General features: G+C 71.9%; 1 protein-coding gene. It reads left to right on the top strand.

Going from position 1 to position 576, the window contains the following annotated elements; all coding sequences use genetic code 11:
* The coding region (locus AC1DWF_RS37015; RefSeq protein WP_476843402.1) for a DUF1028 domain-containing protein at nt 1-542 on the top strand (542 nt) is incomplete at its 5' end.
* Nucleotides 543-576 lie beyond the last annotated feature (34 nt).

Here is a 576-nt window from a genome sequence, read left to right as displayed (position 1 = left end):
TGCTCACGCAGCACCGCACCGATCCGCGCCTCGGGCCACGCGGGCTCGAATTGCTGGCCAGCGGCTGCTCCGCCGAGGAGACGCTGGCTGCGCTGGTGGCCAGCACGCCGCACCACAAGTGGCGGCAGCTCGCCTGCATCGACGCCCAGGGCCGCACGGCGCAGTTCGACGGCGCGGCGGTGAAGCCGGCGAAGGACGCGGTGCATGTGAAGGATTGCGTGGCAATGGGGAACATCCTTGCCAACGACCGCGTGCCCGCCGCCATGGCCGCCGCCTTCCTCGATAGCGAGAGCGAGCCGCTGGCCGAGCGCCTGMTGCRCGCCATGGARGCCGGCGAGGCCGCGGGCGGCGAGGGCCGCCCCGTCATCTCCTCCGCGCTGCTCGTGATGGAGCGCGAGGTCTTCCCGCTGGTCGACCTGCGCGTGGACCTGGCGCCCGAGGCCATCTCGGCGCTGCGCACGCTGTGGGACGCCTATTCGCCCGAGGTCGAAACCTTCGTCATCCGTGCGGTCGATCCCGACGCCGCGCCGGGTGTCATCTGAATCCACGGAGTACCGCCATGACGCTGTCCCGCCG

This window comes from Aminobacter sp. P4_D5, from assembly GCF_056401815.1.
This window is presented reverse-complemented; position numbering and strand designations above follow the sequence as displayed.